The sequence below is a fragment of the Kitasatospora sp. NPDC058444 genome, assembly GCF_042721415.1.
In the GTDB taxonomy this organism is placed as follows: Bacteria; Actinomycetota; Actinomycetes; order Streptomycetales; family Streptomycetaceae; genus Kitasatospora.
In genome coordinates, this window is the sequence record NZ_JBHXLL010000017.1 from 13,056 (window position 1) to 30,737 (window position 17,682).

Here is a 17,682-nt window from a genome sequence, read left to right on the forward strand (position 1 = left end):
GACCCGGCCCCGCCCGCGCGGACACCGGGAACCTCTCCCCGAACACCCCGCCCCCGCCCCCGCACTCGCTCCCGCACCCACGCCTTCGCTTCCTGCGCCGGCGGCCCTTGCCCTGTCGCGCCGGGCCCGCGCCGCCGGCCGCGGTGTGTGCGCCGGCGCGGGATTGAACCGCTGGGACGACATCGGGCCGCGGTCGTCGCGCGGCGGGTCCGCGGCCTGTGAGGGGACGTGTAGAAACGGCCGCACCGGGCCGGGCGGGCAGGCGGACGCCGTACCTGGCCGCCGTCGCCGTCGCCGTCGCCACCGGCCCCGTGCCCGGGGCGGTCGCATCCGGTGGCGGAGCAGCCCGCCGGCGCCCGACCCCCCGAAGCCCCCCCTGCTCGTCCAAGGAGACCGGGACCCATGCTGAGAATCACCGCGGACGTCTACTCCGGCCGGCCCAACCCGGTCGCGGAGATCACCGACACGGCACAGGCACGCACCACCCTGCGGGAACTGACACGGGACCGGACACTGTTCGCGGATCCCCGCTCCCCCGAACCGCCGGCCGGCCCGCTGGGGCTGCGGGGGTTCTGGCTGGAGACCTTCGACGACGAGCTCGCGCACGACCTCGACGTGGACTCCCGCCTCTACCTCCCGGCCGGTGCGCAGGCGCCCGGCGGGCGCGCCGCCGAGGTCGCCGAGCAGCTGGTCACCCTCGCGGAGTGGAGCCCGCCCCCGGCCGCGTTCGCCGGGCCCACGCTGCCCCTGGACGCCTCCTTCCGGGAGTTCCTGCGCACACAGCTGGCGAGCAGCGGCCGGACCTCCCTGCAGGACCGGACCGAGCCGGCCGGCGGCGTGAAGCAGGAGGAGAACGCCGCGGTCACCTGCACGATCGAGGTCGGGGCGTTCAACCCCGGATTCTGGAACAACGACTCGAACGTCCTGTACAACAACAACTGCTACAACTACGCCAGCAACTGGCGTACCAACACCTTCGCCCAGCCCGGCCGCGGCTGCGGCAGCATGTACACCCAGATCACCTGCGACGAGGTGGCCCGCGCGGCGCTGTGCGACGGCATGCACCACCGCTTCGACTGCTTCCCCGACAACGAGGCCCCGCGCCCCCTGGTCGCCCTGGTCGTCATCCCCGGCGGCGGCGACTACCACTGGTACCGCAAGCAGAAGGAAGGCTTCTGGGGCCACAAGCCGGGCGGGACCGCGGCCCGCAACTACGACAACAGCGGCAACGTGATCTACGACCCGGAGACCGCCGACCGCGGCCCCTACACGATCTTCTGCGGCTACTTCTACGGCTGTAACAGCCAGCGGCAGAGGATCAACTGACCGGCCCCGGCGGGTCGTCGATGGTCGTCGAGGTCGACCTCTACAGCGGGCGCCCCAACCCGCGCTTCCCCCTGCGGCCCGCCACCGCCGACGAGCTGACGCACCGGATCGCGGCACTCGCCCCCGCGGCCGGGGACGCGAAGCCGTACGACGGCCTCGGCTACCGGGGCCTGCGCGTCCTGCCCGGCCCGCACGACACCAGCCCCGCGATCACCGTCTCCGCGGGCCTGGTCACTCTGCACGCCCCCGACGGCTCGCCGCGCCGCCTGCACGACCCCGGGCGGGCCCTGGAACGCTGGCTCCTCGCCCAGGGCACCGGGGCCCTGGACCCCGACGTCCTCGCCACGCTCCGCCAGGAACTCGCCCGGTAGCGGCGCAGGCCTCGGCAGGGCCGGGCGGGGGAGTGGGAAGTCAGCGGGTCCGACTTCCCACTCCGGGCCCGAAGCGTGCGGAACGGCCGTGTCACGTGCGTCCGGCTCCCGGATGCCTCGGCAGGCCGGGTGACCGGCGCGGACCAACGCCAAGCCGGGGCCGCGCAACGCCGCTGGTCGAGTGGTCGAGCACGGGCGTGTGCGAGGCCGTGAACGCCCTCGTGCGACCCGCACCGATGCTCACGGAGAACCCTGTCGTCCGTCGGCCACGCCGGTTTCCGGCGAAACGCCCGTCGGAGGCGGGGGTGGACCCGGGCGGCCCCCGAAGGCCTCCACCGGTATGACTATTGCGGGAGTGCCCCGATCGCCGATTCCCGGCGAAGCGGCGTCGTTACGCTCGTGTCATGAGCGCCATCGTGAACGTCGTCCTCGACTTCGACGCCGTGCCGGGCGAGGACTGTTCGGAAGCCTTCCAGAAGGCTGTCGACTCACTGGACTTCCATACAGGCGGCACCGTACTGGTGCCGGGCAGCACGCTTCCCTACCTGTTCTCCCGCTCGGTGATGGTCGACCGGCACAATGTGCGGTTCGTCGGCGAGGGGCCCGAGGCCACCGTGCTCCAGGGGCTGGCGTACACGCCGCCGCTGGTCTTCGGCGTGGACCGCAAGGTGCTGGGGCAGCCGGTCAGCGACGGGCACTGGGCGGACCTCTTCGGCCTGCTCGACACCCATGCCGCTCCGAGCGCGGGGCAGCGGTGGGGCTTTCGCACGAGGGTCCCCACCGGCGTCGAGGAGCAGCCGTTCAGCGACGCGACGCTCACCTTCGCGTGCTCGCCGTTCCAGTTCGGGCCCAGGCGTGGCGCCTTCTGGTCCGACGTCAGAAAACTGACCCTCGACTTCGTGGTGCGCAACGACGCGATGCCCTGGGTGGGGCGACCGCTCTTCGGTCTGGCCGACGCGTACAACCGCCCGTCGCCGTTCTACGCCCAGACGGAGGTGGCCCCGGGGGTCGTGCCGCCTCGGGTGCTGTTCGTCTTCCAGACGGCGGACGGACTGATCCGGGAGATCCGGGTGCCCTTCGACGACGAGAAGCCCGTCCTGCGCTGCTCGCTGCAGATCGATCTCGACGCGTCCACGGTGACGGCCTGGACGGACCTGGTCCAGGTCGAGCCCGATCTGGCCATGATCAACGACGGTTGGGGGGAACGCGAGGTCGCCTTCTCGCCCAACTGGTACGCACCGTTCAACATGGGCCAGCTGGGCCTGCTGTCCAGCGGATGGGGCGGCGGCACCTACCGCATCCCGGGTGACAAGGACACCCCGGTTCCGCTCACGTTCGGCGCCCTCAGGCTCTCCGACGTGACACGCTACCGGGACCTCGGCGCCGGCACGGCACAGCAGGACGCGCACGGCCCCGTGACCGATCTGACGTTCCTGACCGACGAGGCGGGCGTCTTCTGCGTGCTGCCCATGGACGAGGCGGTCCACAAGAGCGCCGACGGTGTCCCCGACCTCCACGCGCGGTACGTGGCGGACGGGCTGACCGGGTACGGGCTGTTCATGCCGATCGGGCCCAGGCAGACCTTCGAACGCAACAGGGCCGAGAGGCTGGCGGTCACCGCCCTGGCGGTGGGCGGCCGGGCGGGCAGCGACTACGGCCAGGCGATCGGGCTCGGATCGGTGGTCATGTTCTCGCTCGCCGACACGAAGGTCACCTTCGGTGCGCAGGGCCTGAGCGCGTACCACCTGGACGCCAGCTACCCGGTGGACGTCACGGACAGCGAATTCGGCCACCAGAGCGACTGCGCGATCTACTCCTGGTTCCAGATGGGCCGGGGCGAGCGGCTCAAGCTCGCCTACTTCGGACGGTCCGCGTTCAAGGCGTTGCGATCGAACCCCTCCTACCGCAACGTGTTCGTCACCGGTGTGGAGGACTGCGTGTCGGCCGTGCGGCTCTTCGAGTGCGGGGCCGCCCAACTCGACAACTGGAGCCTCGACTTCGAGCACTCGGGCCCCAGCGACAGCTACGTGTGGGCCAGCCTCCAGGACAACGTCGGGGGGACGCAACTGGTCATCAGGGACTGCGTGGGCGTCAACGGCGGCCCCCGCACGGCCGCGGTCCGGCTGGACAGCAGCGACCGCGGCGCGGGGCTCGGCGACTCCTCCCGCGGTGCGGGCTGGTGCAAGATCGAGCGGTCGTTCAACACCTACCTGGCCCCCGGGATGCAGGCGGTGGTGGCGGTCGACGGGCCGGTGTGGCGCGGGCTCTTCGAAGGAGTGCCGAAGCCCTACCCGCCGCTGGTCGTCAACACGGCCACCCCGGGAGCCTCGGCCAGGATCGGCACGGACACCGTTCCGCCGGCCCGCTCCGCGCCGCCCCTGCTCGCGGCCGGGGCCGACGATCCCGTCCTGCGGCTCGACGGCCTGATCGGCTACTACCGCGCCGACGTCTCCTCCGTGAAGGCCGACCCGAACCGCGCCCTCGCGGACGGAATGCCCGTGGTGCAGCTGCTCGACCTGAGCCCCGCGCACAACGACGGCACGGCCGTCGGCAACCTCGCCGTCTACGAGGCCTCGGCGATCAACGGCCTCCCCGCGCTGCGCTTCACCGGCGGCTGGTACACCTTCCCCGCCATGCGCGGCACCACGGGCGCCGCGACGGTCCTCCTGGTCGGCAAGCGACTTCCCGTGTTCGACACCGGACCCGCCCTGATCGACTCGCTCCACACCTTCGGCTCCGGATGGATCCTGGGCGAACGCCTCCAGGTGCTCAGCGCCGAATCCGACACCGAGTGGGCCCTGTACGCCGTCCGCTGCACCGGCGGCCCCAGACGACTGCTCCAGAGCTTCGTCAACGGCCACCCCTACGAGCTGCGCAGGCTCGACTCCCTGCGCCCGCTCGCCTGGGACGCGCCGGAACTCGGCAGGCGCGACCAGGGCCTGGAGATCTTCAAGGGCCTGCTGGCCACCGCCGTCGTCTGCGACGCGGCACTCGACGACCGGACCCTCTCCGACATCAGCCGGCACCTGCTGTACGTCCACCAGATCCCGGTCTGACCCGCCGCCCCCGGAGCTGCTGATTGACGTTTTCCGGCGCAGTACCGGGCTCGGTGACGTCCCGGCAGCGGCCTGCGCGCCACTTGACCTCCAGGCGGGAAAGGATTCCCGAAGGGCCCGCGCCCCACGGACCCGCGCACCGGCGGGTGTCCCGGCCACGGCACCGGGAAACCCGATGACAGGCGTGCGCCGCACCGGGAGACTTCCTCTCGACGGACCGACGGACCGACGGACCGACGGACCGACAGACCGGCAGGCTGGGAGGCAGCACCGTGGCACTGGCCAGGAAGGGCTCGCGGCGCATCGTCGTCGACGGCGTCGCCTACCGCTGGCGCGTCAGCAGGCAGCACTGGTGCTGCGACTTCGAGGGCACCACCCTGGGCTACGCGGTGGAGGACGCCGCCCGCCCCGGAACGACCCTCGTCGTGGACACCGGCCGGCCCACCCGGCACACCCCGCACCCGGTGCCGGCACACGTGATCATGCCGCGGGAGGTCGCCGAGGGCATCCGCCGCGCCCGTGCCGGGGGCTGGACGCCCACCGCCGACGGGTCGCCCTTCACGCTGCGCCTGTCCGCCGCCCGGCCCGTCATCTGACCGCGGAGCGGCCCGCTACCCGACCGTGGAGCGGGCCCGTCGCCTGACGGTGGAGCGGGCCCGCCGGGCGGTGCGGCGTCGTATCCCCGGTGTTCGGGGGCTGGAGGACGCCACGGCGGGGTTGCCGGGCTCAGGAGAGCCAGTCCGTGTAGCGGGTAGGGGCGAGCTCGGCGTGGGGGTCGGTGAGGACGTCGCCCCGGACGACGGCGAACATGCCCGCGTCGGGGTCGGTGACGACGGTGCGGCTCTCGCCCTTGCGGGACAGGGTGATCCGGCCCAGCTCGTCCAGGGGGAAGACCTCGGGGCCGGCGACGTTGCGGATGCCGTCCAGCGGGGCGCCCGCCGCGACCCGCGCCACCGCCTGGGCCACGTCCTTGGAGGCGATCGGCTGGATCGGCGTGGCGGGCAGTCGGACGGTGTCGCCGTCGGTGGTCCAGGACAGGACGGCGTCCATGAACTCCATGAACTGCGTCGCCCGGACGATCGAGTAGGGGATCGGACCGGCGGCGAGGATCTCCTCCTGGAGCACCTTGGCCCGGTAGTAGTCCAGTTCCGGCACCCGGTCCGCGCCGACGATCGACAGGATGACGAAGTGGCCGACGCCACTTTTTCGGGCCGCGGCCAGAAGGTTGTCCATCGAGGTCCGGAAGAAGGCGAGGGAGGCCTCGTCGAAGGTCGGGGAGTTCGTCAGGTTGACGACGACGTCGGCTCCCGCCATCGCCTCCTCCAGCCCCCGGCCGCTGACGACGTCGATCCCGGTGGACTGGGAGTGCGCCACCGCCTCGTGCCCGGCGGCGTTCAGCATCCTGACGACCTGTGACCCGATCAGCCCGGTGCCGCCGATGACCGCGAACTTCATGACATGCCTTTCGTCGGGGTTGTGTCCGCAATATGGCATATCGTCCCCGCGGGGGCGGCGTCCCGGCCCGGCGCGGCGGAGGCCGGACCCGGAGACCCGACCCGGTGGCCGGATGCGGCGGCCGGAGCCGCGGACCGTACCGGCGGTGGACGGGCCAACGGGGTGAAATCCCTTTGCCCGCCACCGGTTTGCGGTCCGACACTGGGCACATGCTCGGATTCGTCAGGACCGACAACGAAGCCCTCGTCACCTGTCTGGGCGACCCGCAGCGCATGGTGGCCGCCTACCGCGAACTGCTGCGCCGCGGACGGTCGGCCCTCGCAGCCGTCCGTGCGGGCCTGGAACACGAGGACGCGGCCGTGCGCGAGGGCTGCTGCCGGCTGCTGGACCACCTGGTCGACACCGCCTCCATGGGCCTGCTCATCGCCATGGCCGACGACCCCGACGCCGGGGTCAGGACCGCCGCCTTCCATGCCCTGGCCTGCGACCGGTGCAAGGGCGACACCTGCGCACCGGGCGCGGACCGGGTCCTGGAACCCGCGCTGCGCCACCTGGCTGAGGATCCCGATCCGCAGGTGCGGGCGCGGGCCGCCGAGCTCGCCGGCCGGTTCGCGCACACCGAGCCCCGGGCGGTGGCCGCTCTGCGGGCCGCCCACGACCGGGACCCGAGCCCGGCGGTGCGCAAGAAGTCGGGCTGGTACATCCCCGGCGGAACCGTCTACGAGCGCGGCGCCGCCCGCCGGGCCGGGTGAGCGGGCCTGCCGGCAGCGCCCGCCAGGCCGGCCGGGCGGGCGGCCGTCGAGGAGCGCCCCCGGGGGCGAAGGAGCCACCGGCGCCCCGGTCGGTCCGGCCGGGTCCGGTCGGGGGCTCAGAGGTCGAGCGGATGAGGCTCGGTTCGGGAGTGGAAATCGGTCGCATGGTCACCGTGTGTCTCGGCCGGCGAATCATCGGCGTGAGGGGGCTTGGCCTATGCTGAGCCGATGTCGGACGACAGTGAACTGCCAAGTATCTCGGGCATCGGTGCGGACCTGCCCGCAACGCTGCATATCGCCGGGCTTGCATGGAAACGGACGGAGAGCCCCCCGTCTTTGGCCTGCTGGACCAGCTCCTTCCCGGAGTCGGCAGGCGGCAACGCGGCGGTTGTCAGTCTGGTGATTGAGCCGGCCGCGCTGCCTGAAGAGGTCACCCTCCAACTCGCTCACGACGTTGTGAGCCGTTTCGACGTCTTCGTCGACCGAGCCGAGCGGTACTGCCGGACCCGGCTCCGGGAGCGGCACTTCGAACTCACATCCGAGGAACTGAGCTGGCTGGATCTTCCAGAGTTGCCGTTGGCCGTTCCTGAAGCAGTGGTGTGGGCCGACCAGACCTGGGCCATCCGGTTCACAGAGAGCAGGTTCCGGCTGGCGGACCCCTACGGAATCCTGGTGACCTTCAACGGCACGCAGCCTGTCGACGTCGAGGGAATCGAGGACGAGTGATGAGCCGCTCGTTGTGGCATCGCGACTCTGGAGGCGCAACTCTGGAGGCCGCGCAGATCCTCAGCAGGCGGGGCCAGTTGGCAGACGGCACAGGCACAGATCCGCGATCATGGAGTTGCGACGCTCTGTGATCACCGAGGAGACCTGCGCCTGTCCTGCCGTCATGGCCGGTCGAACCGCTCAGGGACCAAGTTGCCGGCCTGTTGCCGCAGCGGCCCGAGTTCGGTCAGAGCCACCCGTTGGGCTGCCACCGGCGCCGGATCGGTGACCGGCTCTTCTTCGACGAACTGCTCCAGGTCCTCCGGTTCGGCTGCTGCTACGAAGCGATCGCGGACTCCACCCGCTCGGCCACCACGATCCGCAACCGCCGCGACGAGTGAATAACCATGGGCGTGTTCACGCGGTTGAAGCAGATCGCGCTCGGTGCTCATGACCGCGTCGCCGCTCTCGCCCTCGACCAGAGCACCGTGGACGGCGCCGTCACCAAGACCCCCGGCGGCGGCGATGCGGCAGGACGCTCACCAGTCGACCGGGGCAAGCACGGCAGGAAGCGCTCCGGCATGACCGACGGCTACGGCATCCCACTCGGTCGCGTCCTGGCCGGCGCCAACCGCCACGACTCCCCGCTGCCGGCTCCGACTCTCGGTCTTCCGCACGAACCCGGGCCCCTGCCCGACAAGATCACCGTTCATCTCGACGCCGGCCACGACTCGGCCACCTCCCGCGCTGTGCTCGCCGAACGCGGTCTGCACGGCGGATCGCCCGCAAGGGGATCAGAGCGCCGGTCCAGGCCACCCACCGGTGACACAGCGAGCGCACGCACGCCTGGCAGAACGCCTCGGCCAGGACGAAGGTGGCGCTCGACGATGCCGGCGAAGGGAACCTCGCGCCGCTGGGGATCTCAGGGTGTAGTCAGTACCACCCTCAAGACGGATGCCCGCATGATCGATCGTCAGGGCGGGGCCGGGCAGGATCGTGCCCGTGAACACTACGTCGAACCGCAAGCGCCGTATCAGCGCTGTCGCAATCCTGGGTCTCGCCGCATCAGTGGCCGCGACCGGCACCGGACTTGCTGCCACGACCCCGTCGTCCGCCGTGCGCGCGACCGCCGCCACAGCTGCCGCCGCGCCCGCGCGGTCCTTCCAGGGCACGCTCCCCGCGCCGACCGGCCCCTACGCCGCCGGCGAGGAGGTCATCCACCTCACCGACGCGAGCCGTCCCGACCCGTGGGTGCCGTCATCCGGCCCCCGCCAACTGGCCGTCACGATGGTCTACCCGGCCGTCCCCGGGACCGGGACCCCGGCCCCTTACATGACCCTCGGCGAGGCAGCCGGAATCGTCCAGCGGCAGAATTTGCCGGCGAGCTCCGGCGTCACCCCACAGACCCTTTCCAGCGTCACCACTCACGCCTTCGACGGCGCGCGGCCGCAGCGCGGCAAGTATCCGCTGGTGGTCCTCTCACCCGCGTACGAGGACCCGCGCATCACGCTCACCTCGCTCGCGACCGACCTGGCCAGTCACGGCTACGTCGTCGCGCTCGTCGGCGACACCTACGAGGACAGCGGCGAGACGCTGGCGAACGGCCAGACGCCGCCGTGCGCGATCTGCGGTGACCCGGCGCGGATCGACTCCATCCCCGCCAGCCGCGCGCTGGACGTGTCCTTCTTGATCGACCAGTTGACGCATGGCCATACCGCGTGGCGCCTGGCACACCTCATCGACAAGCACGAGATCGGCATGGCCGGACACTCCCTCGGCGGAGCGGCGGCCGCCACCACGATGATCGCCGACCCGCGAGTACGGGCCGGAGTGAACATGGACGGCACCTTCCACCCGGACCCGGCGCCCGGCCAGATCAACCGGCCGTTCCTCATGCTGGGTACGGCCGCCAACACCGATTGGGAGCACCCCTGGGCCGCCCTCGGCGGCTACAAGAAGTGGCTGACGGTCGCCGGCGCCGACCACTTCAGCTTCAGCGACCTGGACCTGCTTCACGAGCAGGCCGGGTTCCCGACGCCGCCCCTCTCCCCTGAACGCGGGGTGGCGATCACCCGTGAGTACGTGACGGCGTTCTTCGACCAGACGCTGAAGGGGATCGACCGTCCGCTGCTGGACGGCCCCTCGCCGAACAATCCGGAAGTACTCTTCCGGTACTAGCCAGGCGCTGGCAGCGAGGCCTGCTCGTATCGGGTCCCCCGGCGTTGTCGCTTTCCTGCCGCCTCGGGGTCGCTGTTGGCGATCGACCTGGCCGTCCCGAAGATCCGCCGGCTGCTCGTCGCTCTGCCGAACCCGACGGACAGCTGCCCCCGCAGGCTGTTGCACCGGTCGAACTGGCGCTGACACCACCGGGCAACCGCCTGCCGCAGCTGCTACCGGTGGCGACTCGCCAGTCCCTCAACGGGATGGATCACGAAGTCGCGCCGGGGTATGGGGAGTCGGTGTGGCGTACGGGGTGGCCGCCGGGGCCGGTGGTGAGCCAGGAGCCGTCGCCGAGCGGGTGGAGGTCGTAGGGGTCCGTGGTGCGGGTGTCGAACTCGCCGTGGACGTGGCCGGTGCGGGCGTCGAGGAGGTAGTGGCGGAACCAGTCCTCCTCGTCCTCGTCCTGGCCGACGAGGGTGGCGAGGAGGGTGTCCTCGGTCAGGTGGCCGCCGCTCCACTCCAGGAAGACGGTGTCCGGGTCGTGCCCGAAGTCGGCGGCGGTGAGGGTGAACAGTACCTCGCCGCCGGGGAAGGCGTGGACGGCGAGGTCGTTCTGCGCGTGGTCGACGGTCAGGAACCGGTGGCCGTCGGGTGACAGGTCGATCAGGCACCGGTCGTCCCACGGGTAGGTGACGAGTTCGATCCGCCCGCCGGTCACCGACGCGCGGTGGACGACGCTGCCGTCCTGTCCCTCGCCCACGTTGAGGAGCATCTGGGCGCCGGCCGGGTGGGCCAGCTGCACGCCGCCGTGGCCGACCGTCTCCAGGTCGGCCCGGGCGAGGACCTCGCCGGTCGCCGCGTCCAGGGCGATCCACTGGTCCGGGCGGCCCCGGCCCGCCATGGCGTCGGGCCGGTAGACCCACAACACCTGTCCGTCCGTGGACAGTTCACAGCCGGGCCGGTGCCCGAAGACCTCGTTTGCCGGCGGTTCGAACGGCGAGCGCCACAGCAGCGTGCCGTCCGCCGTCACGCACAGCGCCGCGTCCAGGGTGGTGCAGTAGGCGTGGCGCAGGTCGGTGGCGGCGGTGTGGCTGACGACGTCGTCGTCCGGCGGCGGCCGGAAGGTCACCGCCGGCGACAGCACACCCACGGCGTCGGGGTGCGGGAGGTAGGCGCGGACGAGCCCGTCGACGAGCCGGGTGACGGGCCGGACGGCACGGGGAGAGGAGACCATCCCCGCAGGCTACCGAACCCGCCCCGCCCGCCCCGCCCGGCCCGCGCCTGCCCGTCGGCCTCCGCCCGCCCGTGCCCGAACTCACCGCTTGGTCGGGGGAGTTCGGGCGGTCCGTGGGGGTGCCGCCCGTGGCGCTGCGGGGCGCACGGGCCATCCCTCGACACCCGGACGACCCCTGGGTCTTCGCAACACGGCGGCCCGGCCCTGCGGGCCGCCCGCCTTAACACGGGCGCCGTCAACGGGGGCGGCGTCGGCGTCGGCTCTGTTGGTGTGGGTGACGACGACTGACCGGACCCCGACACTCCCACCGGGCGCCGCCCTGTCGGCACCCTCCTGGGCGGCCCCCTGCCGGCACCCCCGCCGCCCGCCTGTCGGGCCGCCCGCGGCCGGCGGGCGGCCCGACCACACGTCAGGACGCGTGGATGCCCTGCCCCGGCGTGAGGATCCCCGCCGGGTCCCAGCGCCGCTTGGCCGCCACCACCCGCTGCCAGAGTTGTCCGTAGTGGTGTTGCCAGTCGGTGTGTGTCATCCCCGGCACCGCTCCGATCAGGTAGCGTTTGCCGCCCAGCTCCACCGCCAGGTCGTACAGCACCCGGTTGCGTTGCAGCATGGCCGCCGTGTCCGCCCCCGGCCCCGGGAACGCCAGCAGGTCGAAGTGCCAGCCGATTTCCTGTTCGGGCAGTACCGCGAGCGGTGCCCGGACCTTGGAGCGCAGGTAGGGGTAGAACAGGAGCAGGCCCGCTCCCAGGTCGTCCGCGGTCAGTATCTCGGCGGCTCGTGCCATGAATGTCCGGGTGGTGGTCGCGGGCAGGAAGACGCTGAGCCACGGTTTGGGCAGTGCCCAGTATCCGGCGGCGCGCAGGTATGCGGAGAAGCCGTCCACCCGGTAGGCGTACTCGCGCCAGCTCTGCTCGACCACCTGGACGTCCGCCGGCGTGAGTCCCGCCAGTAGTGCCGCCTGGTCCACGGTCTGCCCGGTGTCGGTGAATGCGACGAGTTCGGCCTTGTAGCGCCAGCGTGAACCGTCCTCGCTGCGCACCACGTCGCCGACCTGGAGGTCGAAGCGGCGCCGGGCCAGTACCTTCTCCTGGTCGGTGAGGTAGGTGTCGAGGTCGTCGTAGTACAGCGAGAAGACGTGGGCGCGTTCGCGCACGGGGTGGAGGGCGAGGGTGACGCGCACGATGATGCCGGCCTGGCCGCCGCCGGCCAGGACCGCTTCGAACAGGTCCCGGTTGCGGGTGGGGGAGGCGGTGAGCAGTTCGCCGGTGCCGGTCACGACGTCGAGTTCCAGGACGTTGTCGACCTGCATGCCGTGGCGTTGGACGCCGCCGCCGATGCCGCCGACGCTCAGGGTGCCGCCCACCGACAGGTGGAGGTAGTCGGTGAGTACCGGCGGTACCCAGCCGGCCGCCAGGCCCGCCTCGGTCACCTGCGCCCAGGTGGCCCCGGCTTCGACGACGGCGCGTCCGGGGTGCAGGGAGAGGATCCTGGACAGGCCGCGGGCGTCGATGGCGACGCCGCCGCGGGGGTTGGCCTGGCCGTAGCTGGAGTGGGACTCCAGGGCGGCCTCGCCGAGTTGCGCGAGGTCGCCGCTCTGCCCGTTGACGGCGACGGGGATGTGGTGGCGGCGGGCGAAGGCGACGAGCTGTTGTACGTCGCGTACCGAGCCGGGGCGCAGTACCGCCCGGGGCGGGGTGGTGACGAGGTGTCCGAAGTCGCCGGAGAAGCGTTCCAGGCCTTCGCCGTGGAGGGTCACGGTGCCGTCGAGGGCGGGCAGCCGGGCGATGTCGGCGCCCGAGGAGCCGCCGGCGGTGCCGGTGGGGGTGTCGGGTTCGGTGGCCCAGGCGGCGGTGGCGGTGTTCCAGCCGATGACGGTGGTGAGGGCCCCGGCGCCGGCCGAGGTGAGGAGGGAGCGGCGCGACAGTCCTGGTCTGCTCATATCAGAAGTTCTCCGATCGGTCGTCAAATAGGGATTGTTGTACCGCAACTATCGGGTGATCACCTACTGCCGTGCACCGCCGATCTGCTGCTCGACGCGGCGCAGTTCGGCCATCGGGTACTCCCACATCCTCACCTGGTGGGCGGGGGCCTGGGAGGGGATGTGCGCGCAGGCGGCGCGGGCCTCCTCCAGCAGGGCCCGCCGCGCCTCGGGCAGGCGGGCCACCCGCGGCCCCTCGGCGGCCTCCCGCAGGACGAACGCCAGCTTGTAGGCGTGGGCGGCCGGGCTGACGGTGAACAGTGTGCGGTACACCCACAGGCCCTCCTCGCCGTGCAGGATCCGCTCGTTGTGGCTCAGCAGCCGCACCCGTGCCTTCAGCACCATGTCCTCGTGTACGCGCATCGACCCGTCCCCCTTCGTCGTTCGTCGCTCTTCTCCCGTCCGCGGGCAGCACGCCGTGCGCGCCGGGCGCCCCGGGCGGGGCGTCCGGCGCGGGGCGCGGAACGGGATGTGCACGAGTCTGCGGGCGTGCGGCGGTGCGCGGCAAGGCGGAAGAGAGGTGTGCTGTGTCCTACCGCAACCTTGTCTGAGCTGGCAGGATGGGGGTCGGCACCCTGCGGCCGGGGCCCGGTCGGAACCGGGCCGGGGCCCGCCGGGATCGGGCCGGGGCAAGCCGGCGCCGGTTGGGGTTGGTCGGGTGGTGGGGGCTGAGCGGTTGCGCCGAGGTCCGTTGCTGATCCGTACCTGCGGTACGAGCCTGGCTGCCCCTGGTGAGCGGGGTCTGGGGGCGAAGCCCCCAGGAACTCTCTGTTCCCGCACCTCGGCGGAACTGCTCAGGGCCTGTCTCGAAGTCGGGTGTGAGCGTGTGGCAAGATCACGGGATGCTGCGACTCACCGATTTCATTATCGACTGCCCGGACACGATGAAGCTGGCGGCTTTCTACTCCGAGGTGACGGGCCGTCCGGTCAAGGAAGGCAGTTCCGAGGACTGGGCCGGCATCCAGTTCGGCGAGATCGAGCTGGCATTCATCCGGGTGGACGACTACCGCGCTCCGCAGTGGCCCGACAGCGAGCATCCCAAGCAGTTCCACCTCGACTTCGAAGTGGACGAGATCGAGTCCGAGCAGCGCCGCGTCCTCGACCTCGGTGCGACGCTGAGGCAGGACTTCATCGGCCCCAACGGCTACGGCTGGCAGGTCTACACCGACCCGATCGGCCACCCCTTCTGCCTGTGCCGCAACAAGGGCGTCGTCTGGACCGACCAGGGCCCGATCTGGCCCAAGCGCGACTGACGCGGCCCTGGTGGAGTCGGCTGCTGATCCCCTGATGCGTGTCCGTTGACGGTTTCAGGGCTCGGTCGACTGCGGTGCCGACCGCTTCAGCGGTGGTGTGGACACGCTCGGGGTAGTCCTCGTACTTCGCCGAGCGCCACACCCGCTCGATGTCGTTCAGCTCGGGGCTGCGAGGCGGGAGGCGGAAGAGTTCGACGCCGATGGAGGCCAGTTCCTCGCGGCGCCCCTTGAAGACCCGGGCCACGTGTGCGGAGGCGTTGTCCAGGACGACCGTGCACTCGGCCGTTCCCGTGTGAAGCCCGTGGGAGGCCTGTCCGGTGCGGCTGCCCCGCCGGGCAGGCGGGCCGGGCTCGTCCACACGGACTCCAGCAGCATGACCGCGTCGATCTTGCCGCAGGTCCTCTTCCAGACCGGATCGGAGTGCGCTCCCACGCACAGCGCCCCGAGGACGTTCACGCGTCGGCCCTTCTTGTCCTCGCGCGGCACGGCCGATCTGCTGTTCGAGGGGGTGCGGTTCGGCCGTCGGGTGCTCCCGCGTCCGTGCCTGGTGGGCGGGGGTGTGGGAGGGGATGTGCGCGCCGGTGGTGCGGGCCTGCTCGGGCAGGGCCCGCCGCGCCTCGGGCAGGCGGGCCGCCCGCGGCCCCTCGGCGGCCTGCCGCAGGACGATCGCCAGCGTGTGGGCGTGGGCGGCCGGGCCGGCGGTGAACAGCGTGCGGTGCACCCGCAGGTCCTGTTCGCCGTGCAGGATCCGCTCGTTGTGGCTCGGCAGCCGCACCCGTGCCTTCGGCACCGTTTCCTCGTGTACGCACATCGGCCCGCCCCCTTTCGTGGTTCGTCGCTCTCCTGCCGTCCGCGGGCAGCACGCCGTGCGCGCCGGGCGCCCCGGGCGGGGCGCCCGGCGCGGGGCGTGCAACGGGATGCGCACGAGTCTGCGGGCGTGCGGCGGTGCGGGGCACGGCGCGAGTCGGGTGTGCCGCGTCCTACCGCAGCCTTGCCCGGGCCGGCAGGACGGGGCCTACACCCTCCGGGCGGGGCCCGGTCGGAGTCTTCTGCGGTGCGATCGCCGGACGACGACACCGCCGCGCTGGCCGCCCCGCGCAACCTCGCGCTCGCCGTCGGCAAGCGGCTGCGCCTGGAGGACATGCCGGTGCGTGACCACGCCGGGCTCCTGGTCGGGGCCCGCCAGGGACGGTCGGGCGGCGTGGGAGGGTCAAGGCCCGCCGGGGTCGGGCGGGTAGTGGGGGTTAGCCTGGTTGCCATGTTCGTACTGGAGTTGACGTACACCGCCGGTCTGGAGTCGATCGATGCCGTGTTGCCGCAGCACATCGCGTGGCTGGAGGAGCACTATGCGGCGGGTACCTTCCTCGCCTCGGGCCGCAAGGTGCCGCGTGACGGCGGGGTGATCCTCGCGGTGGGGGAGGACCGGGCCGGTGTCGAGGCGTTGGTGGCCACTGACCCGTTCGTGCGGGCGGGGTTGACCGAGTACCGGGTGACGGAGTTCGTCGCGACGACCACGGGCCCGGAGCTGGCGGCCCACCGCCGGCAGTTGCCCGCCTGACGGCTCCCGGCCCCGTCCGGGCCCGTCCGTGGGCGTCGGTTCCCGGTCCGGGGGCGTCGGTTCGTGGTGCCTGGGGTGGTTCGGGGTGGGGTTGTGTTGTGGTTACGATCGGTGAGCGGTGTGAGGGTGTTTCGCGGGTTCTGACTTTCGGCGGGAGAAGACGGATGGCACACGCACGGGCTGGGTTGCTGGCGGAGCCGGGTGATCTGGTGGATGTGGCGCGGTTGGTGACGGCGTACTACGCGTTGAGTCCGGATCCTCAGGAGCCGGGGCAGCGGGTGGCGTTCGGGACGTCGGGGCATCGGGGTTCGTCGTTGGACGGGGCTTTCAACGAGGATCACATCGCGGCGACGACGCAGGCGATCTGTGAGTATCGGGCGGAGCAGGGCGTGGGGGGGCCGTTGTTCCTGGGTGTGGATACGCATGCGTTGTCGGAGCCGGCGCGGGCGACGGCTTTGGAGGTGTTGGCTGCCAATGGTGTGCGGGTGTTGGTCGATGCCGCTGATGGTTACACGCCGACGCCGGCGGTGTCGCATGCGATTCTGGCGCACAATCGGCGTAGTCCTCGGGCGTTGGCTGACGGGATCGTGGTCACGCCGTCGCACAATCCGCCGCGTGACGGGGGTTTCAAGTACAACCCGCCGAGTGGTGGTCCGGCCGGCTCCCAGGCCACCGGTTGGATCCAGGACCGTGCGAACGAGCTGATCCGCGAGGGCCTGCGGGGTGTGAAGAGGGTTCCGTATGCGCGGGCGTTGGCGGCGGCCACGACGGGGCGTTATGACTATCTGACGGCTTATGTCGAGGATCTGCCGTCGGTTCTGGATCTGGATGCGGTGCGTGGGGCGGGTCTGCGTATCGGTGCGGATCCGTTGGGTGGTGCGTCGGTGGCGTATTGGGGGCGTATCGCGGAGGTCCATGGTCTGGATGTGACGGTCGTCAATCCGGTGACCGATCCGACGTGGCGGTTCATGACGTTGGACTGGGACGGGAAGATCCGTATGGATTGTTCGTCGCCGGCTGCGATGGCTTCGTTGATCGGTCGCAAGGACGAGTACGCGATCGCCACGGGCAACGACGCGGATGCCGACCGGCACGGGATCGTCACTCCCGACGGCGGTCTGATGAACCCGAATCATTATCTGGCGGTGGCTGTCGACTACCTGTACCGGCACCGCGGCGACTGGCCCGGTGATGCGGGTATCGGCAAGACGCTGGTGTCCTCCTCGATGATCGACCGCGTCGCCGCCGACCTCGGCCGTCCGCTGGTGGAGGTCCCGGTCGGTTTCAAGTGGTTCGTCGACGGTCTGTTGGAGGGGTCGATCGGTTTCGGTGGGGAGGAGAGTGCCGGGGCGTCGTTCCTGCGCCGGGACGGGGGGGTGTGGACGACCGACAAGGACGGCATCCTGCTGGCGCTGCTGGCTTCCGAGATCACCGCTGTCACCGGGGCGACTCCCAGTGCCCATTACCGGGAGCTGACCGGGCGCCATGGTGCGCCGTCGTACGCGCGTGTGGATGCTCCGGCGGATCGGGAGCAGAAGGCGCGTCTGGCCCGGTTGTCTCCGGAGCGGGTCGGTGCCGGTGAGATTGCGGGGGAGGAGATCACCGCGGTCCTGGCCGAGGCCCCGGGCAACGGTGCGCGTATCGGCGGTATCAAGGTCTGTACGGAGAACGCCTGGTTCGCCGCCCGTCCCTCGGGTACCGAGGACGTCTACAAGATCTATGCCGAGTCCTTCCGCGGTGACGAGCACCTGGCCCGGGTCCAGGAGGAGGCGCGCGCGCTGGTCGGCGAGGTCCTGCGGGGCTGAACCCGGCGCCGGCGGCCGGGGCGCGGCCC

14 protein-coding genes and 2 pseudogenes are annotated in these 17,682 nt (G+C 71.6%); 11 read left to right on the top strand and 5 right to left on the bottom strand.

Annotated features, from left to right (window positions below):
- The first annotated feature begins 402 nt into the window (after positions 1-402).
- The 4 genes from ACFWP2_RS19190 to ACFWP2_RS19205 all read left to right on the top strand — a co-directional run bounded on the left by ACFWP2_RS19190 (position 403) and on the right by ACFWP2_RS19205 (position 5,349).
- Positions 403-1,326, top strand: a complete 924-nt coding sequence (locus tag ACFWP2_RS19190; protein ID WP_380452771.1) for a hypothetical protein — start codon at positions 403-405, stop codon at positions 1,324-1,326.
- A gap of 20 nt (positions 1,327-1,346) precedes the next feature.
- A complete protein-coding gene (locus ACFWP2_RS19195; protein WP_380452773.1) occupies positions 1,347-1,697 on the top strand; it encodes a hypothetical protein in 351 nt (116 codons plus the stop codon).
- A gap of 404 nt (positions 1,698-2,101) precedes the next feature.
- Positions 2,102-4,753, top strand: a complete 2,652-nt coding sequence (locus ACFWP2_RS19200; RefSeq protein WP_380452775.1) for a hypothetical protein — start codon at positions 2,102-2,104, stop codon at positions 4,751-4,753.
- A gap of 272 nt (positions 4,754-5,025) precedes the next feature.
- On the top strand, positions 5,026-5,349 hold the full coding sequence (locus ACFWP2_RS19205; RefSeq protein ID WP_380452777.1) for a hypothetical protein: 324 nt from the start codon (positions 5,026-5,028) through the stop codon (positions 5,347-5,349).
- Positions 5,350-5,479: 130 nt separating this feature from the next.
- On the opposite strand, the gene ACFWP2_RS19210 is transcribed toward ACFWP2_RS19205, so the two are convergent.
- Positions 5,480-6,208 (bottom strand): SDR family oxidoreductase, encoded by a 729-nt coding sequence (locus ACFWP2_RS19210; protein ID WP_380452779.1) that lies wholly within the window; start codon positions 6,206-6,208, stop codon positions 5,480-5,482.
- 209 nt (positions 6,209-6,417) lie between these two features.
- Between ACFWP2_RS19210 and ACFWP2_RS19215 the strand changes: the two genes are divergently transcribed.
- From ACFWP2_RS19215 to ACFWP2_RS19230, 4 genes and pseudogenes are all read left to right on the top strand, one after another.
- Complete coding sequence (locus tag ACFWP2_RS19215) at positions 6,418-6,960, top strand: HEAT repeat domain-containing protein (protein WP_380452781.1); 543 nt, start codon at positions 6,418-6,420, stop codon at positions 6,958-6,960.
- 228 nt (positions 6,961-7,188) lie between these two features.
- The gene (locus ACFWP2_RS19220) at positions 7,189-7,686 is read left to right on the top strand and encodes a hypothetical protein (RefSeq protein ID WP_380452783.1); all 498 of its coding nucleotides are present in this window, start codon (positions 7,189-7,191) and stop codon (positions 7,684-7,686) included.
- 155 nt (positions 7,687-7,841) lie between these two features.
- Positions 7,842-8,488 (top strand): annotated as a pseudogene (locus ACFWP2_RS19225) (IS5/IS1182 family transposase); the annotation flags it as partial.
- Between the two features lie 173 nt (positions 8,489-8,661).
- Entirely contained in the window at positions 8,662-9,843 is a 1,182-nt protein-coding gene (locus tag ACFWP2_RS19230; RefSeq protein WP_380452785.1) for an alpha/beta hydrolase family protein, read from the top strand.
- 250 nt (positions 9,844-10,093) lie between these two features.
- On the opposite strand, the gene ACFWP2_RS19235 is transcribed toward ACFWP2_RS19230, so the two are convergent.
- The 3 genes from ACFWP2_RS19235 to ACFWP2_RS19245 form a co-directional block, all read right to left on the bottom strand.
- Positions 10,094-11,059, bottom strand: coding sequence for a hypothetical protein (locus ACFWP2_RS19235; protein WP_380452787.1), 966 nt, complete (start codon positions 11,057-11,059; stop codon positions 10,094-10,096).
- 409 nt (positions 11,060-11,468) lie between these two features.
- Positions 11,469-12,998: an FAD-binding protein gene (locus ACFWP2_RS19240; RefSeq protein WP_380452789.1), complete on the bottom strand. Its 1,530-nt coding sequence runs from the start codon at positions 12,996-12,998 to the stop codon at positions 11,469-11,471.
- Positions 12,999-13,061: 63 nt separating this feature from the next.
- Positions 13,062-13,400 carry a hypothetical protein gene (locus tag ACFWP2_RS19245; RefSeq protein WP_380452791.1) on the bottom strand — a complete coding sequence of 113 codons (339 nt, stop codon included), beginning with the start codon at positions 13,398-13,400 and terminating at the stop codon, positions 13,062-13,064.
- 479 nt (positions 13,401-13,879) lie between these two features.
- Between ACFWP2_RS19245 and ACFWP2_RS19250 the strand changes: the two genes are divergently transcribed.
- The gene (locus ACFWP2_RS19250; RefSeq protein ID WP_380452793.1) at positions 13,880-14,290 is read left to right on the top strand and encodes a VOC family protein; all 411 of its coding nucleotides are present in this window, start codon (positions 13,880-13,882) and stop codon (positions 14,288-14,290) included.
- 130 nt (positions 14,291-14,420) lie between these two features.
- On the opposite strand, the pseudogene ACFWP2_RS19255 reads toward ACFWP2_RS19250, so the two are convergent.
- Positions 14,421-15,101 (bottom strand): annotated as a pseudogene (locus tag ACFWP2_RS19255) (transposase); the annotation flags it as partial.
- Between the two features lie 447 nt (positions 15,102-15,548).
- Here ACFWP2_RS19255 and ACFWP2_RS19260 point away from each other — a divergent pair.
- Both ACFWP2_RS19260 and pgm read left to right on the top strand, forming a co-directional pair.
- Positions 15,549-15,848 (top strand): YciI family protein, encoded by a 300-nt coding sequence (locus ACFWP2_RS19260; protein ID WP_380453042.1) that lies wholly within the window; start codon positions 15,549-15,551, stop codon positions 15,846-15,848.
- A gap of 164 nt (positions 15,849-16,012) precedes the next feature.
- Complete coding sequence (pgm, locus tag ACFWP2_RS19265; RefSeq protein WP_380452795.1) at positions 16,013-17,653, top strand: phosphoglucomutase (alpha-D-glucose-1,6-bisphosphate-dependent); 1,641 nt, start codon at positions 16,013-16,015, stop codon at positions 17,651-17,653.
- Positions 17,654-17,682: the final 29 nt, after the last annotated feature.

What these genes read in the sequence shown, in the direction of transcription:
- ACFWP2_RS19210 (WP_380452779.1), bottom strand. Translation starts at nt 6,208, where the DNA reads ATGAAGTTCGCGGTCATCGGCGGCACCGGGCTGATCGGGTCACAGGTC.
- ACFWP2_RS19250 (WP_380452793.1), top strand. Translation starts at nt 13,880, where the DNA reads ATGCTGCGACTCACCGATTTCATTATCGACTGCCCGGACACGATGAAG.
- ACFWP2_RS19220 (WP_380452783.1), top strand. Translation starts at nt 7,189, where the DNA reads ATGTCGGACGACAGTGAACTGCCAAGTATCTCGGGCATCGGTGCGGAC.
- ACFWP2_RS19200 (WP_380452775.1), top strand. Translation starts at nt 2,102, where the DNA reads ATGAGCGCCATCGTGAACGTCGTCCTCGACTTCGACGCCGTGCCGGGC.
- ACFWP2_RS19240 (WP_380452789.1), bottom strand. Translation starts at nt 12,998, where the DNA reads ATGAGCAGACCAGGACTGTCGCGCCGCTCCCTCCTCACCTCGGCCGGC.
- ACFWP2_RS19245 (WP_380452791.1), bottom strand. Translation starts at nt 13,400, where the DNA reads ATGCGCGTACACGAGGACATGGTGCTGAAGGCACGGGTGCGGCTGCTG.
- ACFWP2_RS19215 (WP_380452781.1), top strand. Translation starts at nt 6,418, where the DNA reads ATGCTCGGATTCGTCAGGACCGACAACGAAGCCCTCGTCACCTGTCTG.
- ACFWP2_RS19195 (WP_380452773.1), top strand. Translation starts at nt 1,347, where the DNA reads ATGGTCGTCGAGGTCGACCTCTACAGCGGGCGCCCCAACCCGCGCTTC.
- ACFWP2_RS19260 (WP_380453042.1), top strand. Translation starts at nt 15,549, where the DNA reads ATGTTCGTACTGGAGTTGACGTACACCGCCGGTCTGGAGTCGATCGAT.
- ACFWP2_RS19190 (WP_380452771.1), top strand. Translation starts at nt 403, where the DNA reads ATGCTGAGAATCACCGCGGACGTCTACTCCGGCCGGCCCAACCCGGTC.
- ACFWP2_RS19235 (WP_380452787.1), bottom strand. Translation starts at nt 11,059, where the DNA reads ATGGTCTCCTCTCCCCGTGCCGTCCGGCCCGTCACCCGGCTCGTCGAC.
- pgm (WP_380452795.1), top strand. Translation starts at nt 16,013, where the DNA reads ATGGCACACGCACGGGCTGGGTTGCTGGCGGAGCCGGGTGATCTGGTG.